Origin of the sequence: Marinomonas shanghaiensis, from assembly GCF_003259175.1 — a bacterium.
In the GTDB taxonomy this organism is placed as follows: Bacteria; Pseudomonadota; Gammaproteobacteria; order Pseudomonadales; family Marinomonadaceae; genus Marinomonas; species Marinomonas shanghaiensis.
Genome location: NZ_QGOK01000013.1, coordinates 52965 through 70924 on the forward strand (window position 1 = coordinate 52965; position 17960 = coordinate 70924).

Sequence of the window (17960 nt, forward strand, 5' to 3'; positions counted from 1 at the left end):
TAAGCAATGTGCATTGGTTGCTATTTTACAGATAAATTGACAAATAATAATGGGAATAGTTCCTGTTCTTGTTATTTTTTGTTAGTCATTTTTTAAAATATATTTCTATGGTGAATGGCGTGAGGATGAACGTGCGATGTCTTAAATAATGCGTTCTTGTGTATAAGCAACTAAAATCCAATAAACATTCATATTTACCTATTTCGGAGAGCGTAAAAAAGTGGACAATAATGCAATTACTTCTCGCCCATTTTCCTGCAGGTTATCATGACATCTATCCCACTTTCTGAGGAAACGGTTTCTCGCCGCGTCCAGTACTTGCGCGTTTTTGTGCTTGGCTTCAGTGCGTTTATCTTCAACACCACAGAATTTGTTCCGGTTGGATTATTGTCCGACATTGCGCATAGCTTTTCGATTGCGCCGGCTCAGGTCGGATGGATGCTGACCATTTATGCTTGGATTGTGGCATTGATGTCCTTGCCCATGATGTTACTGACTCGCAGAGTAGAGCGTAAAAAGTTACTGATGTGGCTGTTTGCTTTGTTTATTGTGAGCCATATTTTGTCTGTTGTGGCGTGGAATTTCACGGTTCTGTTAGTGAGTCGTATTGGCATTGCGTTTGCCCATGCGGTTTTTTGGTCGATTACGGCGTCGATTGCCATTCGAGTGGCACCACAAGGAAAGCACACGTTTGCGTTAAGTGTTTTGGCGACGGGAACCGGTTTGGCTATGGTGCTGGGGGTGCCTGCGGGACGCATTATTGGTCAGCTTCTGGATTGGCGTACGACATTTGCCGTGATTGCTGTTATTGCGTTGTTCATTATGCTGGCTATGTATCGGTTGTTACCGAATTTGCCGAGTTTGTTTTCCGGCTCTCTCAGTAAGGTGCCAGAGGTATTGAGTAATCGTATCCTGCTTGGTATGTACTTTTTTACCTTTATGATTTTTTCTGCCCATTACACAGCCTATAGTTACATTGAACCCTTTTTGAGAGACGTCGGTTCTGTCAGTGGTGGCTTTACTACCTTGATTTTGTTGTTGTTTGGTATGGCGGGTATTTTTGGCAGTGTCTTGTTCAGCTATTTTGGCGATAAAGCCAATACTTTAATGCTGCTCACGAGTGTGACGGTGGCATCTGTGTGCATGAGCGCTTTGTATTTTGTTGCCCCAAGCGAATCACTTCTGATTTGTTGTATCTTGTTGTGGGGCGCTTCTATCATGATTATTGGTTTAAGCATGCAAATCAGAGTGTTAAAAGTCGACAACAGCGCAGCTGATATTATTATGTCTTTGTATTCCGGTATCATTAATTTAGGCATTGGTGCGGGGGCTCTGGTTGGCGGTCAAGCAATTCATTATATGGGGTTAGGCAGCGTTGGTTTCACCGGAGCGTTGTTGGGGATAGGGGCTTTAGTGGTGCTTATTATGTTGTTAAAACGTTTAGCAAAGCCACTGTCACCTGCGGTTGATTGAGGCAATTTACGGAGTTAATGCGGTGCCCATTTAGTAACCGTAGTGATCGTATCACGCCTTCAATGGTGATGCGTTTTAGGGGGCGACTTTTGTTAAGGTGGTCAGGCGCGTTTTATTTTCAACTCAGTCAATAAGAATGTCTTATGTTTACTTGGTTAACTGTTTCAACAACACGCAAAATCAGCAGTCTTTCTTTCATTCTTTTGTCGTTTCTATTCGTGGTCATTGTTTATTCAAATTATCAGACACAAAAAATCTACAGAGAAATGCAAGAAGTTGCTCAGATTGACATTCCTTTGTCTGAGGTGATCGCGGATATTGAAATACTGCAATTAAAGCAGCATTTGTTGATGGAGAAGATTCGCCTGCAGGGAGAGGCCTTTTTGACGAATGACGTGCTCAGGCAAGACAGTATTAAAGGGTTTGAGTCGTTCAGTCAGCGTCTTTCTTCGCAGCTTGATAAGAGTATTAGCATCATTCATTCTGGTATGACGTTGGGCAGTATTCGTATTAATGTGGCGGATCATCAAGCGTTAATTAAACAGATTAATACGTTGCATAGTCATAGGATAAGTTTCGAAGCCTCGTTTTCGCATTTTTTAGACACAGGAAGAGAGCGACAGGCTGGGTCTTGGGATGAACTGGAAAAGCAGGACGATTTATTAGACGCTGAAGCGGAAAAGCTGCTTTTGAATATTGAACAGCTTACGATGAAGGTGGCCGCGACGGTGGAAAAGCAGGAGCGTGACTTTATGATTGTAAACGCTATGTTAGGTTTTTCTGCCTTCGCGATTGGTGGGTATTTGACGCTCTACACGATTTTGTCTTTTCGTCGTAAAGTCGGCTCATTGCGCGGCCAAATAGAATCCCTTCATCGTTCTATGTCATCCAATGAAACGGATGATTCCTTTCGCTACAAGGGAACGGACGAATTAGATGAGTTAGAAAAAGATCTGCAGATACTCATGACGCGCTTTTCATTGGAAAAAGACAGTCGCGACGAAGTGGAAACTCAGTTGATAGAGTTGGCGACACGGGACAAATTAACCGGTGCGTTTAATCGCCATAAATGGGATGAGCAGATTAAAGATGAATTGGCGCTGGCGAATCGAGGCCATCATTTTAGTTTGATCTTGCTGGATGTGGATCATTTTAAAGCAATCAACGACAGCCATGGTCACGATGTCGGTGATAATGTGCTGATCTTCTTGGTGAAAACCTTGCGAAGACGTCTGCGTGAAACGGATATGTTGTTTCGAGTTGGTGGCGAAGAGTTTGCGGTATTACTAAGAGACACCCATCTTGGTGACGCCCATTCATTGGCCGAGCAGCTGCGTAAAAAAATTGAGACACTGAATGAAAAAAATATCCCCGCTTTTACTATTAGTCTTGGCGTTACTGAGTATCAAGATTTTGATGACCAAAACGGTATTGTAAAACGCGCGGATATCCTGCTTTATGAAGCCAAAGGGGCTGGACGCAATCGAGTGGTGGCGGGTTAATTCTTCGCATTCTTAGTTAACGATAGGTATTCAGTTTTTATGTTTCATTGGTTAAATGTTTCTATGACACGAAAAATTAGTGGCTTGTCATTTGTCCTCTTATCCTTTTTATTTGTGGTGATTGTCTATTCGGCTTATCAATCTCAGCGCATTTACACAGAAATGCATGAAGTCGCTGAAATTGATGTGCCCCTGTCTGAAGTGATTTCTGACATGGAGATGTTGCAACTTAAACAGCATTTATTGATGGAAAGTATTCGCCAGCAGGGGGACGCTTTTTTCACGGATGCCTCTTTACGCGCCAATAGCATAAAAGGGTTTGATGAATTTAGTGCCCAGTTAGCCACACAATTGGATAAGGCGACGGAGATACTTCGCACAGGGCTTGGCTTTGGCAGCGTGAGAATTCAATTAATCGATCATCAAGCACTGATGCAGCAAATTAACTTGCTCCATCAGCATCGAATGAACTTTGATCGTCTTGCTGACGCCTTTCTTGCCCAGGAGAAACAAGCTTTTGCAAACGTTTGGGCTGAGTTAGAACAACAAGATGAAGCATTAGACACACAAGCTGATGAGTTGTTGAAAAAGATAGACCAGTTAACCATGAATGTCTCGGCAACGGTTGAAAATCAAGAACGGCATTTTGTGACTATGAATGTCATTTTAGGTCTGTCTGCTTTTGCCATTGGCACCTATTTAACCTTGTACATCATTATTAGTTTTCGCAAACGTATTTGGTCATTACGTGGGCAGATAGATTCTTTGCATCGCTCGATTGACGTTGAGCATGATAATTCCCTCATTCGCTACAAGGGCTTGGATGAGTTTGATGAGTTAGAGACAGATTTAAAAGCGTTAGTTCGGCAGTTTTCGGCAGAAATGAATAATCGAGACGAAGTGGAAACTCAGCTGCTCGAACTGGCAACACGAGACAAGTTGACAGGCGCTTTTAATCGTCACAAATGGGATGAACAGGTCAAAGCTGAATTGGCGTTGGCCAATCGAGGGCATCATTTTAGTGTGATCTTGTTAGATGTTGATCATTTCAAAAAAATCAATGACACACAGGGGCATGATGTTGGTGATAACGTGCTCAGGCTATTAGTGAATACCCTTCGAAAACGCCTTAGAGAGACCGATATTTTGTGTCGAGTCGGTGGCGAAGAGTTTGCCATATTGCTAAAAGACACGCATTTGGCGGAGGCGGCGATGCTAGCGGAGCAATTACGTCATAGTGTAGAAACGCTAAAAATAGCAGACATCCCGCATTTTACCATCAGTCTTGGCGTGACCGATTACCAAGACACTGATGATCAAACTCGTGTTATAAAACGTGCCGACATTTTGCTTTATGAAGCCAAAGGGGCTGGGCGTAATCGTGTTATGGCGGGTTAATCCTTGGCTAAAAAAAAGCGTTTTTTGGCACTGGATTGACCATTAATAAGAATTTCTATCTCGTGTAGCCCTTCATAATAGACTCGTGTAGTGATGATTTTGAAGGGGTGCTTTTTATTCATGGTCAAAGACTGCCCAGCGGGCAATATGGCTTTTTTCCATTTAAATACTTTGGGCGTTGTTTTTCCGTTCTTTTTTTGATGATGAATCACATAGTCAATCATTAAGGTTTGATCTTGGTCGCTGACAGAGTGTAGGTTGAGGGAAAACTCCAGTGCTTCATTCAGCTGAACCTGTTCCTCTGTGAGGGTCAGTTCTATTTGCTTTAGTGCGGGTTGGCCATAACCAAAGACGGCCAGCACTTTAGTATTGCCCTGTTTCAATAAGGTTCGACACGCGTGACGAATTAGCTTTTGACGATTTGTATTGGCGCCTTGCATCCACTTTTCTGCGAGGCTTGCGACCAGATCAGGGTGATCTTTAGCGATGTCGTTGAGATTGTTGGCCACCGAGCGGCGTACATAGTCTTCAGGATCGTCTTTTAGGGCTTCAAGCAGTTCAATAACCGGTGCAGGATTTTGAATAAATGTCGGTAGCTGCATGGCCCAAGGCAAACGTGGTCGAGTGCCTTCAGAGATCAAACGTCGCACATGTTTGTTGTCGTCGTTGAGCCAGCTTTTGAGCGTATTGAGTGTGTCTTCTGGGGTCGCCAGTAAGAAAAAGCGGATGCTAAATTCAGCGGTAAAGCGCCGCGTCATTGCGTTTAGTAATGCCATAGAAAGAGCGTGATGTTGAAGGCCATGAAGCCCCACATAATCGCCCATGGGCATAATGGCCCAACCTGAAATACCGTCATTCTCCGTTGCGTTTTCTTCTGATTCCGGCGCCGCTTCTGTGGATTCTGGCGCTAAGGAGGCAAGTAAAATCTGTCCAGCGAGTTCAAAGTTTTCAGGAAAATAACGCCCCATGGCACTGGTGATTTGCTGTGAGCGAGCTTTTAACTCTAAAGCATCAAGTTGATGGCTGGCTGTGGCAATGAACCCTTGTTTATCGAAATCCGTCCAATGACGGTGAAAATTTTCTGCCATTTTATGTATCAAGGCGTCATTAAAAAGATTCTTAAAGGGTTCTGACATGCGCGTTTTTCCTTTCTAGAGGCTAGGCAATAGCATAACGCTATCCGTTCATGGTGTCAGTGCTTGTCAGTATAAAACTCATGTCCATAAAAAAGGCCGCCCACTTTGATTTTGGGCGGCCATGGCAAGATGATGTCTTTTGCTGTTGTTGCTTTTATTGTTGGTTTACTTTTGCCATCAATGCCTCGATTTCTTTATGGCGGCCCATATCGGCAATGGGACGGTCTGGTCTTGGGGCGGCTTTTTTGGCGATGTCTAGGTGTTGTTTGGCGCCCTGATAATCACCATCGTCGTATAAAAATTCCGCAAGAAAATAGTTGCTGTCGATGCCCGTCGGGTTCAGTTTATAGGATTGCACAAGGAGCTCTTTGGCTTTTTTGTCGTCCCCAAACCCAATCGGCCAACCGGGTACTTTATGGTACAGCACCCCTAAACTGGTCATGGCAGAACCCGATAACGCTTTGGGGTTGATACTCATGGCGGATTCGAATGATTTTTTTGCGGCTTCTGCTAAGGATAACGCGCCTAATCCGCCTTTTGCGCCTGCTGTGCTGGATTGAATAATACCCAGCCAAATCAGATCGTCTGGGTTGTTTGGTTCAGCGTTAACCAGAGCTTGTGCTTTAATCGCAAGGTCGTTAAAGGCCGCTTCTTTGGCATCATCTCCTTCAATTTGGTAATTAATGTGTGCCCATTGTTGTTGAATCTCTAATAGGCGCGAGGTATCTGCCGCCCAAGTAGAAGAAATTAAACCGAAAGTCAGTAAGCCAGCCGTGATGAATGATTTCATGATAATACCTCTTGTGCAGTGTGCTTGACGTCTTTTTCAGGACGTAAAAAGCGTTTAATAATGGGAAGTTTTTTAAACAGAGCCTTGTCCACAATGTGTGGAAAAGCGCCGTTAATTTTGACAAAGAGTGTTTCTGGAAAGCCGACAAACTGCCTAGCATGACCTTTTTCGAGTTGTTGAATTAAGGCTTGAGCAACGTTTTCTGGCGAATCGACGTGATTCCCTAGTGCATTGTTCATCGCCATGGCCTGATCGCTGTTAATGCTGGTGGCGGTTGCTCGTGGGGCAAAGTAACTCACATGGACATTCGTATCTGCTAATTCGCGGTATAGGGCTTCGGTAAATCCACGTAGGCCAAACTTGCTGGCGCAGTAGACAGATTGTCCTGCGAAACCAATGCTGCCAAATGCAGAGCCAACATTCACCAAGTATGACGGTGTCGTCGCTGATATATGATGTTTTTGCAAATAAGGTAATACCGCTTGAGTCAGTAAGATCGGTGCCAATAAATTGGTCTCTAAGGTGTCTACAATGGAGGCTTCATCGGTGTCCTCTAAGAGAGAGAACTGACCAACTCCTGCATTGTTAATCAGCATACTGATAGCGTTGGATTCCGCCGCAAAGCAAATTTTTTCACGGCCTTCTATGGTGGTGATGTCCGCCATGAGTATCTTATGCTCGCCATTCAGCGACTGACTGAGGGCTTGTAAGCGCGATTCACTTCGACCTTGCAGAATCAAACGTACACCTTTGTTGGCTAAGGCTTGCGCGATGGCTTGGCCTATGCCGCCCGTCGCGCCCGTTAATAAACAGGTTTGTTGTTGCCATTGCATCATGTCTCTCCTATGCCGCATCGGCTTGAGCGGTTTCATGGTCTAGCTCACGGAAAATATTGGCGTACAATTTAAAAAACATTTTTGCGCTGTGAATGATCTGATCTTGCTCGTGTTTGTCGGTAATTTTATTCATTAGATTTTCAAAAAAGACGATGTGTTCTTGATCCAATGAGCCATGTGAACGCAAGTAGCTAAAGGCATTCGCTGGTAGGTCGAGTTTGTTTTTGATCTGTCCTGCGGCGTTGTCCGCCAAAGCAATGCTGGTGCCTTCTAGCACGAACACCATGCCAAAAAAGCGCAATGGATTAATACGATTGACCGCATCATAGGCGTATGCAACCATCAATTCTGTTGCCGATGCGGGTTGGCTTTTGCGAACGGCTTCTTTATCGGCACCGCAAGCAGCGATGTCGTTTAGGATCCATTCTTGATGGCCCATTTCTTCTTCAATGTATTCACCAACGGCTTCTCGTAACCATTCTTTTTCTTCCGGTAGACGACTGCCTACCGCCATCAATAATGGCACTGTGTGTTTGACGTGGTGATAAGCTTGCGTCAAAAAATCGACGTAGTTTGTTAAGGTAATTTGGCCATGGAAACAACGCTGAATAATAGGCGAGGTCACCAAGTACTGTCTTTCAGCTAGGGTTTCTTGTTGTAGGCGTTGGTAAAGAGTCATAGTGTTGCTCCTGATGCAGTGCTTAATGGTGAAAGTGTGTCTGTGTAGAGAGATTCAATTTGGTCCGAAAAATGTGCCAAGATTTTGTCTCGAATCGGTTTTCCTGTGGCGGTGACCATGCCCGGAATCGTCATTAATGGTTGTGCTAGCATCAGCCATGTGCCAACTCGGGCGTAATCTGGTAAGTATTGATTCACCATGGAAACCACCTGGTGAATTTGTTCTTCGGTGACATGTGCCGCTGCAGGGCTAAGTAAGGCGCCGCAATAAGGTTGGGCGTCACCAAATACTAAGGCTTCACGGAAATACCCCGTTGCCATAAGTTCGGCTTCTACCCATTCTGGTGATAAGTTACGACCAAACGAGTTAATGATGATGTTCTTCTGGCGGCCATCAATGCTTAAGAAGCTATTGTTTAGGCTGACCAAGTCACCAGTGCGTACTTCTTGTGGATAAAAACTGTCGGGTTGATTGAGGTAACCAAGGAAAAGGTTGCCGGTGATCACCAGTTCGCCTTGCTCAATGTGTAGTTGATTGTGAGGTAATACAGCACCTGCGGAGGTCTGATCCTGTTGCGCTGGCGTATTTAACGACACCACAGACGCGCATTCAGACAAGCCGTATCCTTGATAAACAGGCAAACCAAGAGCGTGCGCTTTTTGCACCAAACCTGCTGCGACTTTACCGCCACCAACGGCGATAAATCGCAAAGAGGTCGGCGGTTTCCAGCCTTGCAAGCAAGCGCCCACAAACAGCGAAAGTAACTCTGGAACCAAAATTAAACTGGTCGGTTGCTGCTGGCTGATCAATGTCAGTAACTGCTGTGGCTGAGTCAAACGACTGCCACTAAAACCACGCTCTTCTTGGCTGGCTAGAATGATGGTTCCGCCTACCAAGAGCGGCGAATACACTCCCGCGATGTTCTCAAGCAAGGTCGCTAATGGGAGCAAACATAAATGACGAACCTCTTCTAACGCCACGGCGTCTGCAATCGAGCGGGCGACATTGAGCTGTGCTTCGTTGCTCAAACAAACACCTTTTGGTTGCCCTGTGGTGCCTGAAGTGAAGGTGATTTTATGAGTGCCAGCCGGAATAGTGGGCGAATGATTCACCGTTAAACGAGTGACATCCACGCCATCAAATGGACTGTTTGTTGTGTCTGGGTTTGCTGGTGTGCTCCTGTTGCCGAGACGGTTGTTAGTGTGTGTCAGCATGAGTTCAATGGCGCTTTCATTGAGCAAATGAGCGGTCTGTTGGGCACTGAAAAAGCTGGGGACTGGCACGCAGCATATTTCTGCAGCTTGGCAGGCCAAATCAAACAGCACCCACTCAATGGTGTTATCCATGGCGATCGCCACACGAGACACTTGCTGTGCTAATAGCCAGTTTTTACGAGTGGACACGGCATTGGTTAGCTCTTGATAGGTTAGCTGTTTGTCCTGTTGTATTAGGGCGATTTTATTGGCCCATTCAGGTGAAGAGAAATACCACATTATGCGTTCCTTAGCTGTAGCAATAAATGTTGAAAGTTGGCTTGGACCAGATCCATTAAGGCTTCCAGTTCTGGCTGTTGCAGGGCAAGAGCGACGGCTTTTTTTACGTCCAAAAACATGACCTTGGGATTGTTGTCGTAATAGCTGCCCCATTGCGTTCCGTCATCTTGTAGTAAGGCTGGGTTGGCATCCGCTAAAAACGTCAGTGGTAATTTCAGCTTACCAAGCAGTTGACGTACCTTATCTGTGCCAGCAAAGACCAAATAATTCACCTCAGACAGATACAGCCCCATGACCACCGTCATTAACAATGGCAAGGTAAAACGTTGGTTTTGACTGTACAGATTGCCCAATTCCGCTACATTTGTACGTTCTGTCCAAATGCCGTGTTTTTGCAGGCTCTCGGTAATCGACATAGGCAAATACTGTTCGACAAACAATGGCTGAGTACCACGGCGAACCCCCATAACGGCTCTTAGCCCTTGCGCCCTGATGCCAAGCAGAATGGGCATAAACGTATTGATATCTGCTTGATATTTTTTCGCAAAACCGTCTTTTACGAAGTTCTCTAAATCACGCCGAGTACCACCGTCCATGCTGGCGGCAACAAATTCATAGGGCATGGTCGGTGTCGCGACTTTGTTCCGCTGAAGGTTGGTATGTACTGAATCTGAAGGCTGCATAATGGGATACCCCTTAATTTATATAGCTTCAGATTAGAGGCTTAGCATTAAGGGAACCTTATGACTGATTATTTTTTATGAATTTTCATAAAAAATAATCAGTCTGATTTTAAAAGATAAAAATCTATTTAAATCATGTGGTTATATTTTATTTTCTGAGAAAGCGTAAGCTTGTTTTGATGTTCAAAAAGCGCGTTTTCTTAAGGTTCCTTAAGAAAACGGCTGCGCTGTTATGGTGGGATTTACTGTTTTTTTAATTATTTGGCTCATTGGGTGGAAAAGGCTGGGATACTTTACTTATTTCCATGGCGTGAGCAGCCTTGCCTAAAAGGCATGGATACCTTCGAATTATTCCGCTTTTTCGATGTTTTTTTGAGGCTTAACATCGTTTTATTTTAATGATGATGTGAATAACTCACTAAGAAGGTATGGATGGAAGCGTGTGATTTAAATGCCGCTGAGGCGCGTCGATTGATGGCGCAAAAGTCGTTGTCTGTGATGGAGCTAGCACAAAGCTGTATTACACGAATGGATGCAGTGAATCATGCCGTGAACGCGATCGTTGCTTGTGATCCAGACGATTTAATGGCCCAAGCAAAGCAAGCTCAAAAAGCCATCGAGAAAGGCAAGTCGCTGGGGGCATTACATGGTTTGCCACTGGGCGTAAAAGACATGGTTGACCTTAAGGGATTCCCAACAACGTTCGGTAGCACAATTTACAAAGATAACATGGCCACATCGGATGACCCAATGGTCGCACAGTTACGTCAGGCTGGTGCCTTGCCATTAGGCAAAACCAATAATCCAGAATGGAGCGCAGGGGGTAATACGCGCAATGCCGTGTATGGTGCCACCGCCAATCCCTTTGATGTAACACGTTCAGCGGCGGGATCGTCTGGTGGTTCAGCGGTGGCGTTGGCGTGTGGCATGATATCTCTCGCCACCGGATCCGATACAGGTGGCAGTTTGCGTAACCCAGCGGCTTTTTGTGGTGTGGTGGGTTTTCGTCCGTCCCCGGGTGTGGTGCCGGGACACAGTCGGCCGATAGGCCTAATTCCTTTGCCAACCAATGGACCCATGGCGCGTTCTGTCGAAGATGTTGGTTTGATGTTATCGCAGATGATTCGCCCTGATCGTCGAGACCCTTGGGTTTCTATAGTGGAAGGCGTTGGGCAGCATAACGCCGATGCTTATCGTCATTTGCCAGACTTCGATTTGAGCAGCGCGAAAGTGGCGTTTACCAACGACTTTGGTTTTGCCATGACGGAAAACCTGATAAAGGAATCTTTCCAAGAAAAAATCGATAAGTTTGGCACCGTATTCGCTCAATGTGACAACGCTCACCCCAGCTGTGACCATGCCGATCATATTTTTGCTGTGCTAAGAGCGCTTAATTTTTCGGGTCATCACCGTGACTTATCTCACAAATACCCAGGTCAAATGGGGCCGAATATTCTGATGAACATTGCTGAGGGGGAGTCATACAGCGCATTAGATGTGGTGAGTGCGTTGAATAAACAAACCGTCATGTATCGTGCGTGGCAGATGTTTTTCGAAGAATATGACTTTATCCTTGCGCCAACCACAACCATTAGTCCGCGAGATTGGCATGAACTTTACCCTGAGAAGATTGATGGCAAGTCGACACAAAGCTATTATCACTGGCTTTCTATGGCGTATGCCTCGACTTTAACAGGGCATCCGTCTGTGACTTTGCCTGTTGGCCGAGACAAAAATAATATGCCGTTTGGTTTACAGATTATTGGCCGACGAGGCGACGATTTATCCACCTTGGCATTTGCTAAATCGTTAGAAGCCTTGTTAGAAAAAACGCCCGATCTAGCGCGTCCAAGGGTTGATATTGCTATGTTGTCTGGTTTGCCTGCATTGAAGAATGCGGATGGTTTCATGGGCTTCTAATGTACAGGCGCTTTTTTTATGGAGTAGGTAAGTGACTGATTATATTTCTAATTCTGTTGTGCAGTCGCTTATTGCGTTGCAGGAAATCACTTGGTTCAATCCGAGAAAAGTGCGTTTTGATCAGATTCAACCCAAGCTATCTCTGCAAAAGTCAGACATGCTTGATGCGTCGGATCGACTCACGCGCTTTGCGCCTTATCTTGAGCAAGTCTTTCCCGAAACCGCAGTGACAAGCGGTATCATCGAATCGGAATTAAAAGCGATTCCTGCTATGCAGATTGCGTTGTCGGATTCGATGAATCTAGAAATCCCCGGCCGTTTAATGATGAAGTGCGACAATCAATTGCCGATTGCGGGCTCTATCAAGGCCCGCGGTGGCATATATGAGGTTTTGTTGCATGCGGAACGTTTGGCACTTGCCAATGGCTTATTAAAAACCAGTGATGATTATCGAACATTTGATTCAGACTTGTTTCGAGGCTTGTTTTCACAACACCAGATTGTTGTTGGCTCAACTGGAAATCTTGGTTTAAGCATCGGCATTATGAGTGCCAAACTGGGCTTTGATGTCACGGTTCATATGTCGTCTGATGCCCGTGAATGGAAAAAGGCCTTGCTGAGACGTAAAGGTGTCAATGTTGTGGAACATACGGCGGATTATGGTGTTGCTGTAGAGCAAGGACGACAAGAAGCCATGCAAAAGGACACCGCGTATTTTATCGATGATGAAGATTCGAAGTCGTTATTTCTAGGTTATAGCGTGGCAGCGTTACGTTTGCAAAAACAGCTAGTCGAGCAGGGTGTCAAAGTTGATAAAGACCATCCTTTGTTTGTCTATTTGCCTTGCGGTGTTGGTGGTGCGCCAGGTGGCATTACCTTTGGTTTGAAGCAAGTGTTTGGTGATTATGTGCATTGTTTTTTTGCCGAACCGACTCATTCCCCTTGCATGGTATTAGGCATGGAAACGGGTTTACATAATGGCATTTCGGTACAAGAGCTGGGCATAGATAACCAAACTTGTGCCGATGGATTGGCGGTTGGTCGGCCTTCCGCTTTCGTTGGCCCTATGATGGATTCATTGCTTAGCGGTGTTTACACGGTTTCTGATGACAATATGTATCGTCATTTGGCCTTGCTGGTGGATGTAGAAAATATTCCAGTGGAACCGTCTGGCGCCGCGGGTGTAAGCGGTATGCTGCGAGTGTTAACAGAAGGACATGATTACCTAACAGCTCACCAACTGGACGATAAAATGTCGCAAGCCACGCATATTATGTGGGCAACAGGCGGTGACATGGTGCCGGAAGAAGAAAGACAAGCCTATTATCAAAAGGGCCAAACCTTGCTTTCTTAAAGCGCGTTTGTTTTCTTTGGCTTTTATTTTAATAGGGGCAGCGGCGCTTTTAAGAAAGCGCTGAATGCCTGTCTTCAATGTTTTCTTCATGCTGCATTTTTTCAATCATGTAATTTAAAAATACTCTTACGGCAGCGGGTAAGGTTCTGCCTGAAAGGGTTTGCACCTCAATGTTGCGTATGTCCATGCCTCGGTCACGAATGGGGATAGCGACCAGTTCGTTAGCAGCCAGTTGATGGCGCATGGATATTTCCCCCGCAAGGTGAACACCGCCTTCATAAGTGGTAAAGCGGTTTAATGTCGCCATGTTGTTGGAGACTAAAACAGGATCGAATAATAGATTCAAACGACTGCAACAGATATCAAACAGTTGTCTTACGGTTGTGTTTTCTTCTGGCAAGGCAATCGGATAGGGCTGTAATTGTGCAAGGGTGACGGTTTTTTTGTTTGCCAATGGATGGTTTGGGTGGACAACTGCAACGACGGGTGAGGGTTGTCGATAAGCGACTTGGATGTCTTTAGCGGGAGACAAATTTAAAGTAACACCTATGTCAGCATCGCCGTGACTAACACGTCGAGATACTTCCGCAGGCGAGCTGACATTGATATGAAAATGAATGCCTTCATGCTGTTTGCGAAAACTCGCGATATTACGTGGCAAGAATTCCATTGCAAAACCTTCCGAACAGGAGATATTTACATGGCCTCTGTTCAATCCCTCCAATGCCGCTATTTCAGACACCACTCTGTCCGATTCTAGTGCGTTCTTACGTGCATACACGGCTAACATTTCACCCGCTGCACTCAATTCCATGCCGCGAGGGCGGCGTTCAAACAGGGTTGTACCAAGAATATCTTCTAGGCTATTTATCTGCCTACTTATTGCGCTGGCTGCCACATTTAGGTGCAAAGATGCTTCACTAATAGAACCATACCTAGCAACTTCTAAAAAATAGCGTAGAGCGGTGTCTTGTAAGCGTAATGCGGCTTTCATCGTGTTTTTCCTGCATTTTATCGACTATTAGTAACTTTTATTGGATTTTATGGTTTTTGTTATTTCGCCACAGTCATGCTTTTTTGGCAACGATTCTTTGCATTTTTTTTAATTGTGGCAAGGGTTGTTTTTGCATAGTGTGAATGAAAGTTGCATTGCGTGAATATCAAATCAAAAGGGCTTAAAAGGAACGAAACGATGAAAAAATTCAGTCAGAATAAGTTTGCTCTATTACCCGTATTAAACTGCGCTCCACATAAAACTCTGGTCAGTACGCTGGTAGCGTGTTCTTTGCTTGGCTTGGCTGCACCAGCGTTGGCGAATAAAGCGAATGATACCTTGGTGTACTCGGTGGGGCTTGAACCAGAAAATGTTAGCCCTTATCACAACAATGTGCGAGAAGGGATCATTTTGTCTCATCTAGCTTGGGATACGTTAATTTACCGTGATACTCAGACGGGTGAATACAAGCCATTATTGGCAACCAGTTGGAAATGGGAGGACCCTACACATTTGTTGTTTACGTTACGTCAAGGCGTAACCTTCCAAAATGGCGATGCGTTTAGTGCCGATGACGTGGCTTTCACCTTTAATTATGTGATATCGCCTGAGTCTAAAATCGTCACACGTCAAAATGTCGACTGGATTGAGCGCGCAGAAAAGGTTGATGATTTTACAGTACGCTTGGTGTTGAAACAGCCTTTCCCAGCGGCGCTAGAATACTTGTCTGGCCCGACACCGATTTACCCTGAAAAATATTTTAACTCTGTTGGTATTGAAGGCTATGCCAAAGCACCAATTGGTACAGGTCCTTACAAGATTACCGAAGTATTGAGTGGTGAAGGGGCGAATCTAGAGCGTTATGAAGGCTACTTTGAAGGTGGTCCAATTAAGAAACCAGCCATTGGTAAAATTCAATTTAGAGTCATTCCCGATCCTGATGCGCGTCTTGCCCAGTTGATGACTGGTGCGGTGGATTGGACGTGGCGTGTGCCGTCTGACCAAGCGGATGAAATGAAGATGATGCCTAATTTGCAAGTGGTGAGTTCAGAAACCATGCGAGTCGGTTATTTGGCAATGGATACCAGCAGCGAAGCGTTAAAGGATTCACCATTCCGAAATAAGCTGGTTCGAGAAGCCGTGAATCATGCTATTAACCGTGATGATCTGGCGAACGAGTTGGTACGAGGCGGAAGTCGAGCCATTTATACGCCTTGTTTTCCTTCACAATTTGGTTGCGACGTGTCGGCCGCGAAAAAGTTTGACTATGACCCAGCTAAGGCCAAAGCCTTATTGGCAGAAGCGGGCTATCCAAATGGTTTTGAAACCGATTTTTATGCTTATCGAGACATGGATTTGGCAGAAGCGGTATTAGGTAACCTGCGAGCCGTTGGCATTACTTCTAAGATGCACATGTTGACCTATGCAGCATTACGTAAAGAGCAACGTTCAGGAAATGTTCCGTTGGCATTTCAAACATGGGGTTCTTATTCGGTGAACGATGCCTCTGCCATGACCAGTGTGTATTTTAATGGTGGTGCGGATGACATGAATCGTGACGAAGAGGTGATTGCTTTGGTTGATGCCGCTGATACCAATGTTGATCCAGAGATTCGTAAGAATAATTACAGCGAAGCGATTAAGAAAATTACCGAAGCGGCTTATTGGGCACCCATGTTCTCTTATTCAAGTAACTATGCCTTTAGTAAAGAACTGAACTTCACACCTTATCCTGATGAATTACCGCGCTTTGTCGAATCAAGCTGGAAGTAATGTGTAAGACGCTTACTGCACAAGTGCGGTAAACGTCGTTGGCTTCTTTAGCAACAAAGATTCAAAGACGGTTGTGGAGTTTTTTATGTTGGTATTTATATTTCGTCGGTTGCTGGTGGCATTCAGTGTGGCAATCACCGTTTCGGTTGTGAGCTTTATGTTGTTGCATTTATCAGGTGATTTAGCGATTTCGATTGCTGGCCCTGAGTCTACTGCTGCACAAGTTGAGCAAATTCGTATCGACTTTGGCTTGGATAAGCCCATGGTCTATCAATACTTTGATTGGCTTTGGGGAGCAGTGCAATTGGATTTCGGACGCTCCTATTATTTCCAAGACACGGTGATGGGACTGATCAGTGAACGCTTACCCGTGACGCTAACCTTAGGCGCTTTGGCTTTGGCCTTAGCCACCGTGATTGCGATTCCGTTGGGTGTTATTGCTGCGATCAAACAAGATACTTGGATTGACCGCTTGGCATTAACCATCGCGGTGATTGGTCAAGCCATGCCAAGTTTTTGGTTTGCGCTTACGCTTATTGTGATCTTCGCTGTGAATCTGCAATGGTTGCCTGCGGGTGGTAATGAATCTTGGCAACACTTTGTTTTGCCTGCCATTGCACTGGGTTATTACGCCATGCCTGCCATGATGCGTTTAACGCGTACTGGCATGTTAGAAGTATTGAATTCCGATTACATCCGCACCGCTCGATCCAAAGGTTTGAATGAATCCACTGTGATTTTTAAGCACGCATTGCGCAATGCGGTGATTCCTGTTGTGGCTTTAGCAGCGGTTGAATTGGGTTTTATGCTTGGTGGGTCTGTGGTCATCGAATCGGTATTTTCTTTAAAAGGTTTGGGCCAGCTCGGATGGGATGCGATTACCCGTAATGACTATCCAGTAGTGCAAGCCGTGGTGTTGATTATTGCGGTGTTTTATATCCTGTTAACTTTTCTAGCGGATGTGATCAACGCCATGCTTGATCCACGTTTGCGTGTCCGCTGAGGTGTTTACTATGTCCGATGCTACTGGTTCAAACTTGTCGAAAGAACAGCTTTTATTACCGGCTGTTCCTGAGTGGCGCCGTATGATGAATCGTTTTCTCGGTCATCGTGGTTTGCTAATGGGGTCGATTATTCTGGGACTGATCGTGGTGCTGGCGATTTTAGCGCCTTGGCTGGCGCCCCATGATCCATACTTACAAAATATTTCACAGCGTATGATTCCACCCGTTTGGCACGAAAAAGGCTCGTGGGAACATGTTTTTGGCACCGATAAATTGGGGCGAGATTACCTAAGTCGCTTGCTTTACGGAGCGCGAATTTCCTTGACGATTGGTTTGTCAGCAGCACTTATTTCTGGGCTGATTGGCACGACATTGGGTGTGCTGGCAGGCTATTTCGGTGGCCGAGTCGATGCGGTGATTAGTTACATTATTACCACGCGTTTGGCCATGCCGGTTGTTCTTGTGGCGTTGGCTATGTCGGCTTTAGTCGGCGGCTCTTTACAAATGGTGATCATCTTATTGGGCTTGTTGTTGTGGGATCGATTTGCTGTGGTAGCGCGTTCCACCACTCAGCAATTGCGCGATGCTGAATTTATTGCATCGGCCAAAGTGTTGGGGGCATCAACAACTTATATTTTAGTGCGTGAATTACTACCCAATATATTAAGTGCGTTAATTGTTGTGATGACCTTGGAGATGGCCCATGCCATCTTGCTAGAAGCGACCTTGTCCTTTTTAGGCTTGGGCGTTCAGCCGCCAATGCCCTCTTGGGGATTAATGATCTCCGAAGGTAAAGCTTATATGTTTTTTAAACCCTGGGTCATTGCGATTCCCGGTATTGCGCTGATGGTGTTGGTATTGGCGATTAACTTAGTCGGCGATGGCTTGCGTGATATGAACGCACCAGAAGGCCGGAATTGAGGCC

At 45.4% G+C, this 17960-nt stretch carries 15 protein-coding genes; 8 read left to right on the forward strand and 7 right to left on the reverse strand.

Annotation, left to right across the window (positions count from 1 at the left end; translation table 11 throughout):
- Positions 1-267 precede the first annotated feature (267 nt).
- The 3 genes from DKT73_RS11440 (at position 268) to DKT73_RS11450 (ending at position 4373) form a co-directional block, all read left to right on the forward strand.
- The gene (locus DKT73_RS11440) at positions 268-1473 is read left to right on the forward strand and encodes a sugar transporter (protein WP_111638687.1); all 1206 of its coding nucleotides are present in this window, start codon (positions 268-270) and stop codon (positions 1471-1473) included.
- A 143-nt stretch (positions 1474-1616) separates the two neighbouring features.
- Positions 1617-2975, forward strand: a complete 1359-nt coding sequence (locus tag DKT73_RS11445; protein ID WP_111638688.1) for a GGDEF domain-containing protein — start codon at positions 1617-1619, stop codon at positions 2973-2975.
- A 39-nt stretch (positions 2976-3014) separates the two neighbouring features.
- Positions 3015-4373 (forward strand): GGDEF domain-containing protein, encoded by a 1359-nt coding sequence (locus DKT73_RS11450; RefSeq protein WP_111638689.1) that lies wholly within the window; start codon positions 3015-3017, stop codon positions 4371-4373.
- Here DKT73_RS11450 and DKT73_RS11455 read toward each other — a convergent pair.
- From DKT73_RS11455 to DKT73_RS11480, 6 genes are all read right to left on the reverse strand, one after another.
- A complete protein-coding gene (locus DKT73_RS11455; protein ID WP_111638690.1) occupies positions 4370-5509 on the reverse strand; it encodes a DNA alkylation repair protein in 1140 nt (379 codons plus the stop codon). The genes DKT73_RS11450 and DKT73_RS11455 overlap by 4 nt on opposite strands.
- Before the next feature lie 154 nt (positions 5510-5663).
- Complete coding sequence (locus DKT73_RS11460; RefSeq protein WP_111638691.1) at positions 5664-6299, reverse strand: tetratricopeptide repeat protein; 636 nt, start codon at positions 6297-6299, stop codon at positions 5664-5666.
- Positions 6296-7135: an SDR family oxidoreductase gene (locus DKT73_RS11465; RefSeq protein ID WP_198666603.1), complete on the reverse strand. Its 840-nt coding sequence runs from the start codon at positions 7133-7135 to the stop codon at positions 6296-6298. The genes DKT73_RS11460 and DKT73_RS11465 overlap by 4 nt, the downstream gene beginning before the upstream one ends.
- A gap of 7 nt (positions 7136-7142) precedes the next feature.
- Positions 7143-7814, reverse strand: coding sequence for an iron-containing redox enzyme family protein (locus DKT73_RS11470; RefSeq protein ID WP_111638693.1), 672 nt, complete (start codon positions 7812-7814; stop codon positions 7143-7145).
- A complete protein-coding gene (locus tag DKT73_RS11475) occupies positions 7811-9307 on the reverse strand; it encodes an AMP-binding protein (protein WP_111638694.1) in 1497 nt (498 codons plus the stop codon). The genes DKT73_RS11470 and DKT73_RS11475 overlap by 4 nt, the downstream gene beginning before the upstream one ends.
- Complete coding sequence (locus DKT73_RS11480; protein WP_111638695.1) at positions 9307-9990, reverse strand: thermostable hemolysin; 684 nt, start codon at positions 9988-9990, stop codon at positions 9307-9309. Before DKT73_RS11480 ends, DKT73_RS11475 begins: the two co-directional genes overlap by 1 nt.
- Positions 9991-10422: 432 nt before the next feature.
- Here DKT73_RS11480 and DKT73_RS11485 point away from each other — a divergent pair, with 432 nt between their 5' ends.
- Together DKT73_RS11485 and DKT73_RS11490 are read left to right on the forward strand one after the other, a co-directional pair.
- On the forward strand, positions 10423-11910 hold the full coding sequence (locus tag DKT73_RS11485; RefSeq protein ID WP_111638696.1) for an amidase: 1488 nt from the start codon (positions 10423-10425) through the stop codon (positions 11908-11910).
- A 31-nt stretch (positions 11911-11941) separates the two neighbouring features.
- A complete protein-coding gene (locus DKT73_RS11490; RefSeq protein WP_111638697.1) occupies positions 11942-13264 on the forward strand; it encodes a D-serine ammonia-lyase in 1323 nt (440 codons plus the stop codon).
- A 49-nt stretch (positions 13265-13313) separates the two neighbouring features.
- Here the strand turns inward: DKT73_RS11490 and DKT73_RS11495 are convergent, their stop codons facing one another.
- Positions 13314-14258: a LysR family transcriptional regulator gene (locus tag DKT73_RS11495; RefSeq protein ID WP_111638698.1), complete on the reverse strand. Its 945-nt coding sequence runs from the start codon at positions 14256-14258 to the stop codon at positions 13314-13316.
- A gap of 198 nt (positions 14259-14456) precedes the next feature.
- On the opposite strand from DKT73_RS11495, the gene DKT73_RS11500 reads away from it, so the two are divergent.
- From DKT73_RS11500 to DKT73_RS11510, 3 genes are all read left to right on the forward strand, one after another.
- The gene (locus tag DKT73_RS11500) at positions 14457-16031 is read left to right on the forward strand and encodes an ABC transporter substrate-binding protein (RefSeq protein WP_198666604.1); all 1575 of its coding nucleotides are present in this window, start codon (positions 14457-14459) and stop codon (positions 16029-16031) included.
- 85 nt (positions 16032-16116) lie between these two features.
- Positions 16117-17034, forward strand: coding sequence for an ABC transporter permease (locus tag DKT73_RS11505; protein WP_111638699.1), 918 nt, complete (start codon positions 16117-16119; stop codon positions 17032-17034).
- Between the two features lie 10 nt (positions 17035-17044).
- A complete protein-coding gene (locus DKT73_RS11510) occupies positions 17045-17956 on the forward strand; it encodes an ABC transporter permease (protein ID WP_111638700.1) in 912 nt (303 codons plus the stop codon).
- Positions 17957-17960 lie beyond the last annotated feature (4 nt).